Origin of the sequence: Paraburkholderia sp. 40 (genome assembly GCF_050434105.1) — a bacterium.
In the GTDB taxonomy this organism is placed as follows: domain Bacteria; phylum Pseudomonadota; class Gammaproteobacteria; order Burkholderiales; family Burkholderiaceae; genus Paraburkholderia; species Paraburkholderia tuberum.
On sequence record NZ_JBNPVY010000002.1, the window covers coordinates 1,929,431 to 1,948,508 of the forward strand.

Here is a 19,078-nt window from a genome sequence, read left to right on the forward strand (position 1 = left end):
ATACCGGCAGGAGACGTTGCGGCGATCAGGTTGTCGCTGACGGCGGAGTGGATTGCGTGGGCAACTTGCCGACCATGTTCCAGGGCAGCAGTTCGTCGATGCGACTGATTTTGTGGTCCGCGATGTGAGTCAGGATGTATTCCAGATATGCACGGGGGTTGATGTCATTCAGTTTGCACGAGCCGATCAGACCGTACATGGCAGCGGCCCGTTCGCCTCCACTGTCGGAGCCTGCAAACAGGAAGTTTTTCCTCCCCAGACTTACACAGCGCAGAGCGTTTTCGGCGAGAGCGTTGCTGATCTCAATACGACCGTCTTCGCAGTACAGAACGAGTGCGTTCCATTGATTGAGCGAGTAGCGTATCGCCTTGGCCAACTCGGATTTTGCCGACAGGGTCGCGATCTTGTCCGTCATCCACGCCTTGATGGTCGCGAGCACCGCGAGGCTTCTCTCCTGCCGTACGCGCAATCGTTCGGCGGCGGGCTCGCCCCGGATATCAGCCTCAATGTCGTAGAGTTCGCCGATCAGCTCGAGTACGTGCCTTGTCGACTCAGTCGGCGTGCGGACATGAACGTCGTATATGTACCGTCTCGCGTGATCCCAGCAAGCCGCCTCACGAATCTTGCCGCCTGCATACAGCTCGTCGAAACCACCGTAGGCGTCGGCCTGCAGGACGCCCTTGAATCCGGCCAGATGAGTCTGCGGATGTATCCCCTTTCGGTCGGGCGAGTAGGCAAACCAGACTGCGGCCGGGTCCGTCGAGCCCGAACGGCTGTCGTCGCGAACGTACACCCACAGGCGACCCGTGCGCGTCTTTTTGTTGCCCGGTGCAAGCACCGGGATCGGCGTGTCGTCCGCGTGCAGCTTGAACGTTGCCATCGTGTAGACGCGCAGCGCTTCGGTCAACGGCTCGCACAAAGCCTCGCACTGGCCGACCCAGCGCCCCATGCTGGCGGGGTCGAGCTTAACGCCGTCACGCGCGGCAATTGCCGACTGCCGGTACAGCGGTTGATGATCAGCGAACTTCGAAACGAGGATGTCAGCAAGCAGGCCCGGATGCGCGATGCTGCGCTCAATTGGCAAGCCCGGCATCGGCGGCTGCGAGATGTGATTGCAGCAGGTGCAGACCGCCTTGCGGCGGATCGTGCGAATCACCTTGAACATGGCGGCGACACGGGCAAGCTGCTCGGACACGTCCTCGCCGAGTGGCCGCATGGTGTTGCCGCAGTTCGGGCAGCTCGGATCGGGTTCGAGCACGCGCTCTTCACGCGGCAGATGGGGCGGCAACGCCTCCTTCGAGGCTGCTGCGCCGGCGGGCACACTTGTGCCCGATGTGCGGTCGCGGCGAACATCCGCGACACCGCGCCCACCGCTCAGCTCATCCAGTTCCGTTTCGAGCCGCTCGATCTGCCGGTCCAGCTGCTCGGACTTGCGGCCAAACTGCACCCGTTTGAGTTTGTCGATCTGGGCCTTGAGCTGTTCGATCTCGATATCGCGCTCGGCAAGCTGGGCACGAGCCTCCAGCAGCAAGGCCTTAAGCGCATCGACGTCATCCGGAAGACGGGCATCATCGGTCATGCGCCGGAGTTTACGCGTGCCCCGAAGCGTTTACAACACCGATAGCGCCGCGGTTCGACGCGGCTGCCGCCAGTCAATGCCCTCGAGTAGCATCGAGAGTTGTGCCTGTGTCAGATGGACCTTACCGCCGTCGGCCTGCGGCCAGACAAACCGCCCTCGCTCAAGCCGCTTCGCCAGGAGCCATAGCCCGTCCTCCGTGGCCCACAGGATTTTGATGAGGTCACCGCGCCTGCCCCGGAAGATGAAGACGTTCCCGTCGAACGGATTCTCCTCCAGTGCAGTTTGCACCTTCGCCGCCAGGCCCTGAAATCCGGAACGCATGTCGGTGACGCCAGCCGCAATCCAGATGCGGGTGCCCGCCGGCAGCCCGATCATCGGGACAGTTCTCGTACCAGTAACCGCAGCATATCAGGCGACACGTTGCCGCGGATGCGCAGGCGTGCACGGTCAAATTCGATCTCGCAGACGTTCTCCGACACAGCCTCGCGCATGGACATCGATGTCTCGGTTTCGGCGACAACGCTCACCGGAAGAAACGGTGCAACGTCAACCTCTGACTGCTGTTGCACATGCGCCGGATGTGGTGCTCCGAATACGCCTTGAAGATATTGGCGACGCCATCTGAACAGCAGGTTGGTGTTAATGTCGTTGCGACGCGCGACCAGCGATACGGAAGCTCCCGGTTCGAAGGTCTGTTCGACCAGCTGTCGCTTGAATTCGCGCGGAAAGTTCGGGCGCCTACCGGGCGCTTCGTTCTTGCCATCTACTATGTCGGCCACTTTGGTTCCCGCCAAAAAATTTGGTGGGAACCAAATTACCTCCATTTATGGCTGCTTAGAGAACGGCCGAGATGAGGCGCTTACGTATCAACAACTTCAGCCTGAAGAGCGCCTGATCATTGCAAGTCTGCATCTGCAGGGTTCGAGTATCCGGGCCATGGCCCGGATACTCGGTCGCTCGCCAGCCACCGTTAGCCGTGAACTGGCGCGAAACAGCTTGCCTGCTGGCTACGCGTCCGTGTCGGCTGAAGCGCTCAGTGCCGCACGCCGCAGCGCGGGTCGCCGCCCCCCAAAGCTTTGCCTGCAAAGCGTCTGCTGGCGCATCGTTCTCACTCTGCTCGAGTGGAAATGGTCACCTCAGCAGATATCGGGCACACTGACGCGACGCGTTGCTCGAGGCTGACGTGATCTACTGCGACGAGACGACGTTCCAGGTCCTGAAGGAAGAAGGGCGCAAGCCGCAAACGAAAAGCTATCTCTGGGCGCAAATGACCGGATCGGGAACACCCATCCGCTGTTTCGCCTATACGGCTGGTCGCGGCGCGAAGCTGGCCGACAAACTGTTCGCCGGCATTCGCAAGGGTGCGGTTCTGATGACCGACGGATACGAGCCCTACAACGGCATCGCGCAACAGTATCAGCTCGTGCACCTCGGATGCTGGGCTCATGCGAGACGGTATCTGGTCAAGGCCGAAGATAACGTGCCCAGGGCGGCCCGCTCCGCCGATCTGCTCGCCACACGCTTCATCAACCTGATCGGCAAGCTGTTCGCAGCGGAGGCGCGCAGTGAAACGTGGCCGGCTGAACGACGACAGCGATTGCGACGACGATACAGTCCACGCGTGCTGGATGTCATCGAAAAGCTGATGCTTGAACAGTTGCCCGGCGTCGTGCCGCAAAGTTTACTCGGCAAGGCGCTGACCTATCTGTATGGACAGTGGCCCAAGCTGATCCGATACGTCGAGAACGGCAACTGGCCCATATCGAACAATCCCTGCGAAAATTCCATTCGCCCGTTTGTCGTCGCACGCAAAAGCTTCCTGTTTGCCGATACAGTTGCTGGCGCACATGCGAGTGCGAATCTTTATTCGCTGGTCGAGTCAGCAAAAGCCAACGGCATCGACCCGTACTGCTACCTCACCTGGCTGTTCCAACGTCTGCCACTGGCGAAGACCGTCGACGACTACGACGCGCTGTTGCCGTGGAGGATGCCCGCCAATCTCCGCTGACCCTTCTCCCGGCCACACAATTTACGCCTCAGAGCACCTCTGAGTGGCGTCGTTCGTGGACCGCATACGTTCATGAGGCAGTGCAGCCATGATCGGTCGCGCACTTCTGAAGCGGATCAAACCTCATGGTTGGTCTGGCAGGGGCGGGGGGGAACACACACCATGAACCGTCATCGTGTCTGAAAAAAAGAATCGCAAGCAAGCCACCTGGACGCAACGCCTCGACGCATACGCAACGTCGAGGACTCGTACCTTTGTGACTCAACCGTACGACGTGAACCGGCATCCCTGGGGTGGGTGCCAGCCATTTATCGATCAGCAAATGCAGGGACCTCTCACCGGTGTTCATTGCTTTCTCCTCGGACCTCATTTACGTTGCGCAGCGGCGAGTATTTTTCGCTACCAGACCGAACGCTGAAAAAGCGCTGCCACCGGTCTTTGCCACGTCAGACGCATAGATCGCGCCGGGTTCGGCGAAATATTTCAAGGCATTGATTTCGTTGGTATTTTCTGGAGGTCGGCGCCACCCTGACGTACGTAAGCCGTTCGAAGCGTTCGAATTTCGGACGGTCCTGTATTTCGGGGATAGAATTTGGACAGACGCCTGCGCCGCTATGGAACGCTGATGAGCAGCGACGACTCCGGGAAGTGCTGACCGACGCGCCCCGCGCGTGCCTCGGCCTGTGCGATCTGGCGAGGTGTTCGGAACCGCTTCCTTCGTTATCGCCATCGAGCATGCCCGGTCCGACGACGGGCGATGTACGACACATGCAAGCGGTGACCGGGCGTCAGTTCAGGCAATCGTGTTTCAGGCGCAAAAAGATGCCGGACGCAGAGCTAACCCGCTGATCGGGTGATGTACTCGTGCTCATACGGAGACAGCATGAAAGAGATAGGTACGCCAATGGACTGGTTTGCCAGTCCGGAGCGCGACACCAGCGTCATGGCTGCTTGGGAGCGTCTGATTCAAGGTGGCTACTCGCCCACGGGTGCGCTGCGTGGGATGGTTGACGAATCCTGGCACCGATGCATGGACGGCCGCGTGGATCCCGATACGGCGGGCGCTCCACCTCCGCTGGAAGAAGGGCCGCTCTTCGACTTGCGCGTCAGGAACGACCGCCTGATGCGTGTCAGCGTGCCGTTTATCCATCAGACACGCGAGTTCCTTTCGCAGACGGGGACCGTCCTGCTGCTAGCGGATCCAGATGGGATGATTCTCGAACTTGCCGGAGACACGCGCATCATGGAACCGGCCGGCGAGGTTCACTTGATCCCCGGTTGCGCCTGGAACGAACTCAGTTGTGGGACCAATGCGATCGGTACCGCCCTGGTGTTGCAGCAGCCCGTGCAGATTCATGGCTCCGAGCATTTCTGTGCGCCGATCAAACGGTGGACGTGCTCGGCCACGGTAATCCGCGATCCGCTCGACGGTACGGTACTCGGCGTTCTGGATGTCTCGGGGCTTGCGCAAACCTACAGCCAGCATAGTCTGGCGTTCATCGTCTCAATGGCCGGGCGGATCGAGAGCAGCCTCGGCAAGTTCGCCATGGAGCGGCGACTGCGGCTGATGGAACGTTGCATGGCCTATTGCTCCGGGCGCACGGACGGCGTGATTGTCGTGGACGATTGCGGACGCCTCGTCAGAGCGAATCCGCAGGCGCCGGCCGCATTTGCCCGGCTTGGCATATCGGGCGCACTGGAAGGCGCTTTTCCCATCCCGGACATCGCGAGGATCGCGGTCGGCTCGATGTCGCCGCAATCGGCGGCGTGGCTGCGTCTGGCGCAAATCGAAAGGGTCTCGGAAGGCAGCGACACGCTCGGCTTCATGCTGATCGCCCCGGCCGCCGCCCGGCGCGCCGCCTTGCTGTCTGACTTGCCACTTGCCGCCGAGTCGATGGCCGCACCGGCGTTCTCCCGCATTGTCGGCACGAGCCCCGCACTGCGTGCGGCGATCCAGAAAGCGCAGCAGCTTGCGAAAGCATCGGTCCCTGTACTGCTCGTCGGCGAAACGGGCGTGGGCAAGGAATTGTTTGCGCAGGGCATCCACCAGGCGAGCGTGAGGGCCGGCGGCCCTTTCATCGCGCTGAATTGCGGCGGCATGTCCCGCGATCTGCTAACGAGCGAACTCTTCGGTTACGCGGAAGGGGCGTTTACCGGCGCACGTAAATCCGGGATGACAGGGAAAATCGAAGCTGCGAATCACGGCACGCTGTTCCTCGACGAAATCGGCGAAATGCCTCTCGACATCCAGCCACATCTGCTGCGTGTGCTGGAAGAAGGAGAGATATACCGGCTGGGCGAGAACACGGCTCGCAAGGTCGATTTCCGCCTCGTCGCTGCAACGCATCGCGATCTGCGTGCAGATGTCGCTGACGGCAAATTCCGCATGGACCTGTACTACCGGCTGGCCGTCACCAACATCTCGATCCCGCCGCTGCGCGAACGCAAGACTGACTTGCCAAGCCTGCTTGAACACTGGTTGCACGTCTTACGCGAACGTTACGGCGTGGCCGATGCCGTGTTCGACGATGCGGCCTATGACTGCCTGCTGAACTATGCATGGCCCGGCAACGTGCGTGAGCTGCGCAATGCGATCGAGGGCGCGGTGCTCATGGCGCAAGGTGGCGTGATTACCGTGAGCGATCTTCCACCCGAGGTAGGCGCCTGCGCAGCTTCTGCGGGTGCCAGACAGGCGGCATCCTCCACCGGGGCCGAGCTTACACGCCAGAAGGTGTGCTCGCTGGAAATGGCAGAAGCAGAGTCGATCCGGATGGCGATCCAGCAAAGCGAAGGCAACCTGACCCAGGCGGCTGCACAGCTTGGCATAGCTAAAAGCACGCTGTATCTGAAGATCAGAAAGTACGCCCTGGCGCGGGACCTAGGAGTCACCCGGCACATCATTCGATGACGTAGAGCCTGGTTAAATGCGCCGCCGTGGTGTGAATTTCTGTGCTTTACAGGCCCGTCAGACGAGCGTTCGGATTCCGCTCTTCAAACGCCTGACCGTCGCGGAACCGGTCGTTGCGTGAACCCGTCGTCCGCCGCGGGCACATCGCCAGACATCCAGAAAAGTCAATCCAGTCAATAGCTTGCCGACAAAACCCGAGTTCGGCGGTCAGTGGCATACCCCTTGCAAATATCTCCTCCGAAGCGAGTCGCCGTGCTCGCTTCGCTTCGCATCGCGCCTCCTCGTTGAGGCGATGTTCAATCAAGCAGAGCTGGAGACACTAATGGAACAGCAACTTTCACACGTCCAGGTATTGGGCATCGATGCCGGTGGCACGATGACCGATACCTTCTTCGTGCGCTCGGATGGCCGGTTCGTTGTCGGCAAAGCCCAAAGCAATCCAGCGGACGAGTCGTTGGCGATCCTCGAGTCGTCGCATGATGCGCTGGCTCAGTGGAACCGTGAGGTCGACGACGTGTACCCCGAACTTGTTACGTGCGTCTACTCCGGCACCGCGATGCTCAATCGCGTTGTTCAGCGTAAAGGCCTGGATGTCGGCCTTATCTGCAATCGAGGTTTCGAACAGATTCACTCGATGGGGCGGGCCATTCAGAGCTATCTCGGCTACGCTCTGGAAGAACGCATCCACCTGAACACCCACCGCTACGACGAACCGCTTGTCCCGCTTGCGCGCACTCGCGGTGTCACGGAGCGTACCGATGTCCAGGGCGAAATCGTGATTCCCCTGCGTGAAGATGAAGTACGCAAGGCAACGCGGGAACTCGTGCACGCCGGATCGAAGGCAATCGTCATCTGTCTGCTCCAGTCCCACAAGAACGAAACGAGCGAGAAGCGCGCTCGCGATGTATGCCGCGATGAACTGAAGAAGATCGGCGTCGACGTGCCCGTTTTCGCCTCGGTCGACTACTACCCGTCGCGTAAGGAAAGTCATCGCACGAACACCACGATTCTCGAAGCCTATGCGGCTGAACCGTCGCGGCAAACACTCAAGAAGGTCAGCGACCGTTTCAGGAAGCACGGCGCGAAGTTCGACCTGCGCGTGATGGCCACACATGGCGGCACCATTAGCTGGAAGGCCAAGGAGCTTGCTCGTACCATCGTGTCCGGACCGATTGGTGGGGTCATCGGTTCGAAGCTGCTGGGTGAGAAGCTCGGTTACGAGAATATTGCCTGCAGCGATATCGGTGGCACGAGCTTCGACATGGCGCTGATCACCAAAGGCAACTTTGCGATTGCCTCCGACCCGGACATGGCCCGTCTCGTGCTGTCGTTGCCGCTGGTTGCGATGGATTCGGTGGGGGCGGGCGCCGGCAGCTTTGTGCGCCTCGATCCGTATAGCGGTTCCATCAAGCTCGGTCCGGACAGCGCAGGTTATCGCGTTGGCACCTGCTGGCCCGAGAGTGGGCTCGACACTGTATCGGTGTCCGACTGCCACGTTGTGCTGGGTTATCTCAATCCCCATAACTTCCTCGGTGGCGCCATCAAGCTCGACGTCGAACGCGCTCGCCAGCACATCAAGGCACAGATCGCCGATCCGCTCGGGCTGTCGGTGGAAGACGCCGCTGCGGGCGTCATCGAACTGCTCGACCTCAGCCTGCATGAGTATCTGCGTTCCAACATCAGCGCCAAGGGCTACAACCCGACCGACTTCGTGTGCTTCTCTTACGGCGGAGCCGGTCCGGTCCACACGTACGGCTATACGGAAGGTCTCGGCTTCAAGGACGTCATCGTGCCTGCGTGGGCCGCTGGATTTTCCGCATTCGGCTGCGCATGCGCCGACTTCGAGTATCGCTACGACAAGAGCGTCGATATCGCGGTTGCACCGGACGCTCCTGACGAACAGAAGGCGGCGGCCTCGACGGTCATCCAGGAAGCGTGGCGGGAGCTGGCGGACAAGGTCGTCGAAGAGTTCGTGATCAACGGCTTCAAGCCGGAGGACATCACCTTGCTGCCCGGCTACCGGATGCAGTACATGGGGCAGTTGAACGACCTGGAGATAACGGCACCGATCAGTAGCGCAACGACTGCGGAAGACTGGAGAAAGATCACCGAGGCGTTCGAGGAAACCTACTCGCGCGTCTATGCGAGCTCCGCACGCTCGCCAGAGCTTGGCTTCAGCGCGACCGGCGCGATCATGCGAGGCCTCGTCGCGACCCAGAAGCCGGTGCTGCCGGAAGATCCGGAGTCAGGTGTTGCAGCGCCCAAGTCCGCGTATCTGGGCAAGCGCCCGTTCTATCGCCACAAGAAGTGGGTCGACGCCGCCATCTGGCAGATGGAATCGCTGCTGGCCGGCAACCGTATTGTGGGACCGGCGATCATCGAGTCCGCTTCCACCACCTTCGTGGTTCCAGACGGCTTCGAGACGACACTCGACAAGCATCGCCTGTTCCACCTGAAAGAAGTCAAGTGAGGAGACGGAAATGAACATGATGACATCGAAGGAGCTGGGCAACGCAGGGTTGCTCGGCGACGGCAAGACGCTCAAGGCTTTTCGGGCCGAGATCATGACCCGCACCCGCGAGACCGGTCATTACAACGGACTCAAACGGCTCGAGTTGCGCGAGAAGGACCCGATTGGCTACGAGAAACTTTTCTCAAAGATTCGCGGCGGACTGGTGCACGCTCGCGAAACCGCGAAGAAGATTGCAGCGTCGCCGATCGTGGAACAGGAAGGCGAGCTGTGCTTTACGCTGTACAACGCGGTCGGCGACTGCGTACTGACCTCGACCGGCATCATCATTCACGTCGGCACGATGGGCGCCGCCATCAAGTACATGATCGAGAACAATTGGGAGGACAACCCGGGCATCAACCCGGGCGACATGTTCACCAATAACGACTGCTCGATCGGCAACGTTCATCCTTGCGACATTGCGACCATCGTACCGATCTTCTCGGCCGGCAAGCTGATCGGCTGGGTGGGGGGCGTGACGCACGTGATCGATACCGGTGCGGTGACGCCGGGTTCCATGTCGACGGGCCAGGTGCAGCGCTTCGGCGACGGCTATCAGATCACCTGCCGCAAGACCGGCGTGAACGATACGCCGTTGCGCGACTGGCTCCACGAGAGCCAGCGTTCGGTCCGCACGCCTAAATACTGGATCCTTGACGAGCGTACGCGGATTGCCGGTTGCCACATGATTCGAAACATGGTCGAGGAAATCGTCACGGCCGAGGGACTGGAAGCCTATGAGAAGTTCAGCTACGAGGTGATCGAAGAGGGGCGGCGCGGGTTGCAAAGCCGCATCAAGGCGATGACGCTGCCTGGCACGTACCGCAAGGTCTCCTTCGTGGACGTGCCGTATTCGCATGACGATATCCAGACGCCCTCCGCGTTTGCGAAGATCGACACCATCATGCACTCGCCGGTGGAAATGACGATCCGGCCCGATGCCACGTGGCGGCTCGACTTCGAGGGCGCGAGCCGCTGGGGCTGGCATACCTTCAATGCCCATCACGTCGCTTTTACGAGTGGCATCTGGGTGATGATGACCCAGACGCTGGTGCCAACCCAGCGCATCAACGACGGCGCTTACTTCGGCACCGAGTTTCACCTACCGAAGGGCACCTGGATGAACCCGGATGACCGCCGCACAGGCCATGCGTATGCGTGGCACTTCCTCGTGTCGGGGTGGAGCGCACTTTGGCGCGGCCTCGGACAGGCGTACTTCAGCCGCGGCTATCTGGAGGAAGTCAACGCCGGCAACGCCAATACGTCGAACTGGCTGCAAGGCGGGGGCATCAACCAGGATGGCGAGGTGCATGCGGTCAACAGCTTCGAGGCCTCCTCCTGCGGGACGGGCGCGGGCGCCATCAAGGACGGTCTCAATCACGCCGCAGCCATCTGGAATCCGGAAGGCGACATGGGTGACATCGAGATCTGGGAGATGGCCGAACCACTGCTCTATCTCGGGCGCAACGTGAAAGCCAATTCGGGCGGCTACGGCAAGTACCGCGGCGGGTGTGGCTTCGAAACCCTGCGCATGGTCTGGAAGGCGCAGGACTGGACGATGTTCTTTATGGGCAACGGTTACATGAACAGCGACTGGGGGTTCATGGGCGGGTATCCCGCGGCCACCGGCTACCGGTTTGAGGCCCACAAGACGGGCCTGAAGGAGCGGATCGCGCAATCGCTTTCGCTGCCGCTTGGGGGCGACCTGAACCCCGACGCTCCGGACTATGAGCACCACATCGTCGCGACTTCGAAGGTCAAGCGCGACAAGCAGTGCATGACCACGGAAGATTGCTACGAAAACCACGACCTTTACCTCAACTACCTGCGTGGCGGTCCAGGGTTTGGCGACCCGCTCGACCGCGAGCCTGAAGCCATTGCGAAGGACCTCAAAAATAGCTTCCTGCTTCCGGAGTATGCAGAGAAGGTGTATGGAGCGGTGCTGTTGCAGGATGCGGCCGGGGTGTGGACGGTCGATGCACAAAAGACGGTGAAGCGCCGTGGCGAAATCCGCAAGGAGCGGCTTGCGCGTTCCCTGCCGACGCGTGAATGGATGAAAGAGGAGCGCGAGCGCATCCTCACCAAACACGCTTCGCGGCCGGTGCGCCATATGTTCGCGACCAGCTTCGGGTTGTCGGAAAAATTCCTCAACCAGTTCCGCAAGTTCTGGGACCTGCCCGAAGACTGGAATCTGACCGAGGCAGAGCTCGACGTCCCGTCCTACGGCTCGAAGTACCGCATGGACCTGTCATTGCTGCCCGACGTGACCACGGTGGTTCAGGTCGAAGAGTAACCCGTCCCGCTAACGGCACCAGCCATTGGGCCTAGTGCCGATATTGAACAGATCCGGAATCAAGGAGCACCGAAATGTCTACTTACACGAAAGAGCAGGTCAGCAATCTGGTCGACGGCCGACTCGACTGGGATACGACCGTGCGTATGTTGTCCATGCCGAAGGACCACGAACGCTTTAGCCAGTACCTCGAGGTACTACAGGGAAAAGTTTCGTTTCCCGACAGGATCGTCTTGCCGCTCGGACCTCACCTGCATATCGTGCAAGCCGCGAAGAGCAAGCAATGGGTTGTCAAGTGCGATTGCGGTCACGAGTTCTGCGACTACCGTGAGAACTGGAAGCTGCATGCGCTTGTCCATGTGCGGGATACCGAAGAGGAAATGCTGGAGGTCTATCCGAAGCTCATGGCGCCCGATACCCAATGGCAGGTCTACCGTGAGTATTTCTGCCCGAGTTGCGGCACCATGCACGACGTCGAAGCACCGACGCCGTGGTATCCGGTGATTCATGATTTCGAGCCGAATATAGAGGCGTTCTACAAGGACTGGTTGCAGTTGCCGGTGCCTGAGCGCGCTGCCTGACGCTTGAGCGTGGCACACAGAGGGCGCGGCCGTCTCGCGCCCGGTTATCCCGCAGGGCGGTGCCATGCCACTGGTTGGCGCCCCCGCGCGACGGGCTTGTCAGGCCGCGTACTCCGAGAACAGATCTGAGAGCTCGGCGCAACCGTCGCTAGTACGGCTATGACGCGCAATGCGCGCATTTCACTGACTTCATCCGCCGCCTCCTACGCCGTCCAGTTTGATGCGCCGCAAAAAATCGCCATTCACGCCCGCGAACGGCGAGGCGCCACCGTTCGAAAATCGAACGGTGCCTTTTCAAGGTTCGTTCGGAAATCGGCCGCCCGGCGGCGGGCCGGCCTTCCTCCGGCTGCATTCTTGCATTGGCATTGTTCTTGCCGATTTCCTTGCCGGAGCCGATCACGCCTCTCATGTTGCGGCGCACTGGAAATGCAGTGCGATCCCCACGGCACATTGAGCAGAGCCTGACTCAGGTACACGTGAACCTCGGATGGACAACAACTTACCCTCGAGACGGCCTTGCGGACCGACGTGAGTGCGCGACATTGTCGGCGGAGACCTGCGGCAGGGCATGGAGAAGGAGACAAGTTATGAGCACACCAGATGCCACTCAGATGTTCTCGAACCCGGGCGACGAAGCGGTCATCATGGCGGCCTGGGAGCGGTTCCTGAGTGGCGGGGAAGCACCGCACAGCGTTGTGCGGCACCTTGTCGACACGTCGTGGCATCGCTGCGTCGAGCGACAGGTCGATCCCCGGCTGGGCCATGCACCGCCGCCACTTGACGAGCACTTGCTGTACTCGCTGCAGCGCAATCACCGCGATCTGCTTGAGGCAAGTGCACCGGTGATGGCGCACGCACGTGATTTTCTCGCGCAGACCGAAACGGTCATGGCCCTTGCCGAGCCGGCCGGCACCATCTTGAACCTTGAAGGCGACCCGGCCGCCATTGCTTCGGCGCACGGGATTCAGTTGCTGCCCGGCGCGTCCTGGAACGAGATGATCTGTGGCACCAACGCGATCGGTACCGCCATCGAGGTCGGCCAGCCCGTGCAGATCCATTCCGCCGAACACTTTTGCGCTGGCATCAAGCGCTGGACCTGCTCGGCCAACGCGATTCGCGATCCGCGTGATGGCACGATTGTCGGCGTCATCGACGTGTCCGGGTTGTCCGAATCCTACAATCGGCACAGCCTGGCGCTGGTCGTCACGGCCGCCAGCCGGATCGAGAGCCGACTGGCGGCACGCACGATGGAGCTTCGCTATCTGTTGCTCGATCGATGCATGAGCCGCCTGGCGAGGCTCGCGTCCGACGGCGCCGTTGTGTTCGATCATGGTGGCTACCCCATCAAGGCCAATGAAAACGCCGAGGCCGCTATCGCGGCAGTCGGCGGGGATTTTTCGCTTGCCCGGCCAAGGCGCATCCTGGCGCTCGCCACCGACTCCCCGTTCGCCGGCGCAGCGCCCGTCGATCTACCTTACTGGATCCAGTCCGACTGGATCGAACCGGTGGTCGAAGACGGTAGACGTATTGGCAGCTTGCTGATCGTACCCTTCGGGCCGCGTCGCGGCGTCGCGGGTGGCGTCGGCAGCGCGTCCCGCTGCGGGGCTGATAGAGAATCGGCGGCTGGCTTCGAACGTATCCTTGGCGAAGCCCCGGCATTGCTCGAGGCCATCGGCAAGGCACGGCAGATCGCCCGCTCGCGCGCGCCCGTCGTGCTGCTCGGCGAGACAGGGGTGGGCAAGGAACTGTTTGCGAAGGGCATCCATCATGCGAGCCCGGCGAAGGACGGCCCGTTCGTTGCGCTTAACTGCGGCGGCTTGTCGCGCGAACTGCTGGCGAGCGAATTATTCGGCTACGGTGATGGAGCGTTCACCGGGGCACGGCGCGGGGGCGCGCTCGGCAAGATCGAAGCGGCTAACGGCGGAACCCTGTTTCTCGACGAGATTGGAGAAATGCCGGTGGATCTGCAGCCACATTTTCTGCGCGTACTCGAACAGGGAGAGATCTATCGGCTCGGTGAAACCGTGCCCAGGTCAGTGACTTTTCGTCTCATTGCAGCGACCAATCGCGACTTGAGAACGGAGGTCGCGGAAGGGCGCTTCCGAATGGATTTTTTCTATCGCGTCGCCGTGACCAGCATTCGCATTCCGCCGTTGCGCGACCGGCCAAGCGACATTCGCCGTCTCACCGAATACCTTGTCCGCGAGTTTGCGACGGAGCAAGGTAGGGCGATTCCTGCGATGGACGACGATGTGCTTGCGGCGTTTAGCGCTTATTCGTGGCCAGGGAACGTCAGGGAGCTTCACAACGTGGTCGAGAGCATGCTTCTCACAGCAAGCGCAGCGGTTCTGACGTCGGACGATTTGCCGCCAGAACTGCGCACGAACAATGCGTCGATCCGCTCCACATACGATGAGCTGCCTTCCTGCGACGAACGGGTAACACTGGAGGCGACAGAGCAGGGAGCGATTCGCAACGCAATATTCGTCTCGCACGGGAACTTGACGTCTGCGGCAAGGCATCTGGGTATAGCGAAGAGCACGCTGTATCAAAAGCTCAGGAAATATGGATTGGATCGCACGTTGGTTGAAGTCCGCGAGCAGGGCTGTTAGGGGGCGCGCTTACCGCCAATGGTACGGGCGAGGGTGCGCATCGCGCGCGTTTGAGCGAGGCGCGCGACTGGTGCGTAGTCCGCGCAGGACGCAGGCACAGTCAACGTGTCTCACGCCGGGACGCGGATGAAAGTACGCGATCCATTGACGACACCCCTCAGAGTAAGGGCGCGGTTCTCATGAGATGTGTTACAGGGCTCAGTCAGCGGAGATCGATGGGCATCTTCCAGGGCAAGAGCGCGTCGTAGTCGTCGACGGTCTGTGCCAGCGGGAGACGCTGTAATAGCCAGGTGAGATAGCGATACGGATCAATGCTGTTCGCCTTGCAGGTTTCGACCAGTGAGTAGAGATTGGCGCTCGCGTTTGCGCCATCGACGGTGTCAGCAAACAACCAGCCGCGGCGTCCCAGGCAGAACGGGCGAATGGAATTTTCGCAAGGGTTGTTCGATATGGGCCAGTTGCCGTCTTCAACGTAACGGATCAGCTTCGGCCACTGCCCGTGCAGATAGGTCAGCGCCTTGCCGAGCAGACTGTTGGGCACGACGCCAGGCGAGTGCTCAAGCATCAGCTTTTCGATAACATCGAGTACGCACGCGCTGTATCGTCGTCGCAATCGCTGTCGTCGCCCAGCCGTCCACGTCTGGCTTCGCGCTTCGGCCGCGAACAGTTTTCCGATCAGGCTGATGAAGCGTGTCGCGAGCAGATCGGGCGGGCGCGCTGCTTTGGGGACATTGTCTTCCGCCTTCACAAAGTACCGTCTTGCGTGCGTCCAGCATCCGAGGTGCACGAGCTGGTACTGTTCAGCGATGCCGTTGTAGGGTTCGTATCCATCGGTCATCAGGGCGGCACCTTTACGGACACCGGCAAACAGCCTGTCAGCCAGCCTGGCGCCACGACCTGGCGTATAGGTGAAGCAACGGATGGGGATGCCCGAACCGGTCATCTGCGCCCACAGATAGCTTTTCGTTTGCGGCTTTCGCCCTTGCTCCTTCAGGACCTGGAACGTCGTCTCGTCGCCGTAGATCAGTTCGGCATCGAGCAGCGCATCGCGCATCAGGTTGATGACGGGTTGCGTCGCAAGACCGACGCGGACCATGCTCGCGGCAATCGTGTTCGACGAGATGTCGCCGCCGAAGCGACGCAGCAGACCGGCCTGGCGATAGAGCGGCATGCCGAACTGGTACTTGCCGGTGGCGATCCACGCGAGCGCCGATTCACTCAGCAGCCCACGCGGGATGATACGGGGCGGTGCCGGCGTAACCTTGATGCCGAGATCGCAACATGGGCAGGCGTACTTGATACGCTGATGCTGGGTGACTCGCAACTGCTCGGGAATGACATTGAGCTGCTCACTGATCTCGACGCCGATCTCGACGAGCGCGTGTCCGTCGTGATCGCAGAAGCGCTCTGCCTCAGGGAGTTCGTGTCGCACGACATCACGCGGCAGATTGGGATCGAGAGGCTTGCGGTGGCCGCGCTTCTTGCGCTTGTGGGCCGCGACCTCGGTTCCGGGGGTATCTTCCTGCGCGGGAGTGGCGTTCGCGCCGAGCGCTTCGGCTTCGTTGAACAGGCCGAACTGGTCCGAGGCGCGCGCTTCGCTTTTCGCGCCAAACAGTTCGCGACGGTAAGCGCGCAGTCGTTCCTCGGCGAGATCGCGCTCAGCTGTCACGAGGCGCAGTGCGCTGCGAACCTCCTCATGATCGCGCTGAAGCGAACCATAGGCCTCTCGCATCGCGAGCAGTGCCTTGAGTTCGTCGGCGTCGATGATCACGTTGATCGGCATACCGCTTAGACCGGCACGCCGGTGACGTGTTCAGCTCACGCGTGCATAATTTCGACTGGGATGTCGCTGGACTGCGGCAATGTCGATGCCCTCGATAAGCCAGTGCAACTGCTCGACGCTCAGTGTCGCGACCCGGTTCGCGCTGTCAGGCCACACGAAGCGATCGTTTGCCTCGAGTCTCTTGAGCATGAGCCAGAAACCGTTGCCCTGCCAGCCCAGGATCTTGATGCGATCGCATCTCCGGTTGGTAAACACATAGAGCGAGGAATCCATCGGGTTCAAATGCATGGCCTGCTCCACGAGAATCGACAGGCTGTTCATGCCATACCGGAAGTCGACGGGTTCCCGATGCAGGTAGACCTTCAGGCCTTCGTCGAACCGGAACACGGCATCCTCCCCAGCATCTGGACCACGGTGGTCAGTTCGTCGATGCTCGCCTCGCCGAGATCAAACTCGACGCCGTTGGACAGTCGCACATGCAGTGCGAGCGTCAGCGATGGCGATGGCGATGGTGACGGCGGTGCGGTTGGCAGTGCTGGTGGTGCTGCAACGACAGGCACGAATGCCGTGGGCGAGGCGACAGGTGGGGAGCGTTTGCGCGAACCCGGGATGTCAATGGGCGCGCCATCAATCACCGCGAGCGCGCCCTCCAGTACGATTTCCTCCGGGGCATGCGGACGTTCCTGTTCGCCGGTAGCATCATCCTGCGATGCCGGCGAGATGCCTTTCTCGCGCTCCAGAAGGTACTTCGTGATCCACTTGCGTAGCAGGTTGGCGTTGATCCCGTGCTCCTGCGCCAGGCGGGCAACCGACACGCCAGAACGCAGCGCTTCCTCAACGAGCGCACGCTTGCCTTTATCGTCGTAACGACGGCGACCGTCGCTGCTGCGTCGAACTACTCTTAACTCTGGATCTTTGTCAGCCATAGGTGTCCACCTCCGGATAGGTGGACACCTATGCTCCTCGCTCCTGTCCCCAGCGGCTAGACGCCGAAAATGGATCGCTTACGGATGAAATCCTCAATGTTTGGTCGTTGGTCGCCGGCAAACTGCGTAGTTAAACGCCGGTTCATGCGGCGAATGGCTCGCCGAACAATCTGTCGAGAGGCTTGTGCGTGCCGGAAGATACGCGCCCATGCCGTTCAGTGCTGCCAAGGGCAAAAAGCCACCACATTACGCTCTAGTTGTAACCCGCGCAGGGGCAATAGTACGCATTCGCGACCGGACAAAGTGATTCGTCGATCATCGAAGGCCGTGGAGTGAGCAACGCCGGCTGAACGACTCCATCGAACTATTGCATCGACCGGTTGAATCCGCCCTTGGAAGCTGTCGGTGACGCAGCGCTGTGTCGAACGGCTCAAACGGGTCGTAAGTACGCGTTCGCGGATTTGAGAGTCGCCGCTCCGGAGCCGCCTCGGGCGAACGGCCGGTTAGCGCTGTGTAGCCGCCCGATGAGGGTCGTTAGCTGAGCGTCTGCAATGGCCGACGACTTGTCGTCATGCCGAAAGCGTTGACACCTTGGAAGCAGCCGCAAACCTCTCGTGAGTACCACAGGATGTTGAGGGTCGCGAGGCGCCTGATAGATTGATATCCCTTTGTCCGGTCTAAGTTTCAGGCGCTTAGCGGTTGTTGTTTGAACGGCTGTGCGTCAGCTCGCCGACCAAGTGTGGATTCCGTTCGACGCTCGAGCGACGCCTTGCGCTTTTCTTCAGCGGTCGCGATGAAGTCGGACAGTTCGCGCTCCATGGCTGAATCTTTGGCACCCGGTTTCCACGTAGCGGCACTGTGCCGCCTACGCGTGGTTCTAGCCAGCGCGAGTGCTGACATCGCGGCCTTCGCACACTCATATTGGACCTGACCGCAAAGGTCTATCGGCTCGCCGAACTCCCGAAATGCCTCCAAGTACTCTCGGGCAGCGTGCACAGTAGCCGGGTATTCACGCAACTCGGAGATAACTCGGCGGCTCAGGACGTGCCACTGCAGCCTGTCCGGATAGGCAAAAGCAGGGATGGACACGCCCTTGCTGGCTTCGCGGCTGATAGGGCCGACCGGCTCCGCTGCCGCCCAAACAGCCTTATGCATCATTGTCCGACAGCTTCGAGCGTAGCTTTCCAGCGATAACGCCAGCTCCAATGCAGTGTCGCGTCGCTGACGCCTGCGCTCCCGGGCATCTCGCGCCGAAATCCACGCTAGCGTCACGACAGAGCCGACTGCTGCCGACGCTAGTGCCAAAGTTATCGGAGCGTTCCAGCTAAGTCGCTGGAGAGATTCAAGCCATTCCTGCCGCATAGGGCGCGCCTCGGAGAAAGAGGTGCACAGAGTATACGCAATCGTTTGCGGGAGTATTCAGCGCAAAAAATGCAGTGTGCATTTTCGCCACAAACGGTTCGATCGGGCGACCCCATCTTGACAGATCAGACCGAACCCTGGTAATCGTCCGCCCAGCATCATCGGAGGGGCCGCCCAAATTGGCGCTGCTTTACTTCTTTAAGCGGACGGGGCGTCGGCGTTGGTCCGAACGGTGGCAGCGGGTCCGCCTGTTGCCGCTCATGGGAAGTGCCGTTCGATTGATGGATGATCGACAAGGTTCGGCCAACGACGGACGATGGCCTACGGTTTCACGCGGACGTTTGGATGCCGGCTCCGCCCAGACAACGGACCTTCGCGCGCGCGATCATGTCAGTCGCGTCGTCGGCCATTGCCGACGGTGGCGACATCGGGCAGCCGGGCGGCAGCTTCCTGCATCAGCGAACCCACACTTCCGGTAGAGTCGAGATGTGGCGCGGTAGCGGTAGGTTCGGTT

General features: G+C 60.9%; 13 protein-coding genes and 2 pseudogenes. 7 read left to right on the plus strand and 8 right to left on the minus strand.

What is annotated here, in order from left to right:
• Positions 1-25: 25 nt before the first annotated feature.
• Genes tnpC (OKW28_RS10175) through tnpA form a run of 3 tightly spaced genes read right to left on the minus strand, consistent with a single transcriptional unit; the run spans position 26 to position 2,358 of the window.
• Positions 26-1,579 (minus strand): IS66 family transposase, encoded by a 1,554-nt coding sequence (tnpC, locus tag OKW28_RS10175; RefSeq protein ID WP_429444456.1) that lies wholly within the window; start codon positions 1,577-1,579, stop codon positions 26-28.
• A gap of 30 nt (positions 1,580-1,609) precedes the next feature.
• Positions 1,610-1,954, minus strand: a complete 345-nt coding sequence (gene tnpB, locus OKW28_RS10180) for an IS66 family insertion sequence element accessory protein TnpB (protein ID WP_429444458.1) — start codon at positions 1,952-1,954, stop codon at positions 1,610-1,612.
• Entirely contained in the window at positions 1,951-2,358 is a 408-nt protein-coding gene (tnpA, locus tag OKW28_RS10185) for an IS66-like element accessory protein TnpA (protein ID WP_429444462.1), read from the minus strand. The genes tnpB (OKW28_RS10180) and tnpA overlap by 4 nt, the downstream gene beginning before the upstream one ends.
• Positions 2,359-2,401: 43 nt before the next feature.
• Here tnpA and OKW28_RS10190 point away from each other — a divergent pair.
• A pseudogene (locus OKW28_RS10190) lies at positions 2,402-2,737 on the plus strand (transposase); the annotation flags it as partial.
• A gap of 1 nt (position 2,738) precedes the next feature.
• A pseudogene (tnpC, locus tag OKW28_RS10195) lies at positions 2,739-3,587 on the plus strand (IS66 family transposase); the annotation flags it as partial.
• Between the two features lie 70 nt (positions 3,588-3,657).
• Here tnpC (OKW28_RS10195) and OKW28_RS10200 read toward each other — a convergent pair.
• Entirely contained in the window at positions 3,658-3,936 is a 279-nt protein-coding gene (locus OKW28_RS10200; protein WP_429445208.1) for a hypothetical protein, read from the minus strand.
• A 534-nt stretch (positions 3,937-4,470) separates the two neighbouring features.
• Here OKW28_RS10200 and OKW28_RS10205 point away from each other — a divergent pair.
• From OKW28_RS10205 to OKW28_RS10225, 5 genes are all read left to right on the plus strand, one after another.
• Positions 4,471-6,495: a sigma-54-dependent Fis family transcriptional regulator gene (locus OKW28_RS10205; protein ID WP_429445210.1), complete on the plus strand. Its 2,025-nt coding sequence runs from the start codon at positions 4,471-4,473 to the stop codon at positions 6,493-6,495.
• A gap of 322 nt (positions 6,496-6,817) precedes the next feature.
• Positions 6,818-8,965, plus strand: coding sequence for a hydantoinase/oxoprolinase family protein (locus OKW28_RS10210; RefSeq protein ID WP_429445212.1), 2,148 nt, complete (start codon positions 6,818-6,820; stop codon positions 8,963-8,965).
• 10 nt (positions 8,966-8,975) lie between these two features.
• Positions 8,976-11,300, plus strand: a complete 2,325-nt coding sequence (locus OKW28_RS10215; RefSeq protein WP_429445214.1) for a hydantoinase B/oxoprolinase family protein — start codon at positions 8,976-8,978, stop codon at positions 11,298-11,300.
• Positions 11,301-11,374: 74 nt separating this feature from the next.
• On the plus strand, positions 11,375-11,881 hold the full coding sequence (locus tag OKW28_RS10220; protein WP_429445216.1) for an acetone carboxylase subunit gamma: 507 nt from the start codon (positions 11,375-11,377) through the stop codon (positions 11,879-11,881).
• Positions 11,882-12,468: 587 nt separating this feature from the next.
• On the plus strand, positions 12,469-14,493 hold the full coding sequence (locus tag OKW28_RS10225; RefSeq protein WP_429445218.1) for a sigma-54-dependent Fis family transcriptional regulator: 2,025 nt from the start codon (positions 12,469-12,471) through the stop codon (positions 14,491-14,493).
• 202 nt (positions 14,494-14,695) lie between these two features.
• On the opposite strand, the gene tnpC (OKW28_RS10230) is transcribed toward OKW28_RS10225, so the two are convergent.
• From tnpC (OKW28_RS10230) to OKW28_RS10245, 4 genes are all read right to left on the minus strand, one after another.
• Positions 14,696-16,276: an IS66 family transposase gene (gene tnpC, locus OKW28_RS10230; protein ID WP_116117423.1), complete on the minus strand. Its 1,581-nt coding sequence runs from the start codon at positions 16,274-16,276 to the stop codon at positions 14,696-14,698.
• Positions 16,277-16,306: 30 nt separating this feature from the next.
• Complete coding sequence (gene tnpB / locus OKW28_RS10235; protein WP_090812713.1) at positions 16,307-16,663, minus strand: IS66 family insertion sequence element accessory protein TnpB; 357 nt, start codon at positions 16,661-16,663, stop codon at positions 16,307-16,309.
• On the minus strand, positions 16,639-17,202 hold the full coding sequence (locus tag OKW28_RS10240; protein ID WP_429442848.1) for a transposase: 564 nt from the start codon (positions 17,200-17,202) through the stop codon (positions 16,639-16,641). Before OKW28_RS10240 ends, tnpB (OKW28_RS10235) begins: the two co-directional genes overlap by 25 nt.
• 684 nt (positions 17,203-17,886) lie before the next feature.
• Complete coding sequence (locus tag OKW28_RS10245; RefSeq protein WP_429445220.1) at positions 17,887-18,021, minus strand: hypothetical protein; 135 nt, start codon at positions 18,019-18,021, stop codon at positions 17,887-17,889.
• Positions 18,022-19,078: the final 1,057 nt, after the last annotated feature.